Raw genomic sequence first — 509 nt, 5'->3', positions numbered from 1 at the left:
CCTGGATCTGGGCACGACCACCGGCTGGGCCTTGGTCAGCCGCGACGGACTCCTCGACGGTGGCAGCGAGTCCTTCAAGACCACCCGTTTCGAGGGTGGCGGCCTTCGCTACCTGCGCTTCAAGCGCTGGCTCACCGACATCAAGCAGTGTGCCGACGGACTCGACTGGGTGGTGTTCGAGGAAGTACGTCGACACATGGGCGTTGATGCGGCGCATGCCTACGGTGGCTTCATGGCGCACCTGACGGCCTGGTGCGAACACCACCAGATCCCGTACCAGGGCGTGCCCGTGGGCACGATCAAGAAGCACGCCACCGGCAAGGGCAATGCCGGCAAGGCCGAGATGATGGCGGCCGCCAAGGTACGCGGCTTCGATCCGGTCGACGACAACCACGCCGATGCGCTGGCGCTGCTGGACTGGGCGATGGCCCAAGGGGGTGTGGCATGAGAACTCACACCGCTTCCATCCCCTGCGCCCTCGGGCGCCTGGCGCCAGCATCACCCGCCAG

Annotated in this window: 1 protein-coding gene; it reads left to right on the top strand. The window is 66.8% G+C overall.

Annotation, left to right across the window (positions count from 1 at the left end; genetic code table 11):
• Window position 1: 1 nt before the first annotated feature.
• Window positions 2–448: a crossover junction endodeoxyribonuclease RuvC gene (locus ACK4TH_RS13325; protein WP_409627121.1), complete on the top strand. Its 447-nt coding sequence runs from the start codon at window positions 2–4 to the stop codon at window positions 446–448.
• Window positions 449–509 lie beyond the last annotated feature (61 nt).

Source organism: Tepidimonas sp., from assembly GCF_046292505.1.
Classification (GTDB): Bacteria; Pseudomonadota; Gammaproteobacteria; order Burkholderiales; family Burkholderiaceae_C; genus Tepidimonas.
This window is presented reverse-complemented; position numbering and strand designations above follow the sequence as displayed.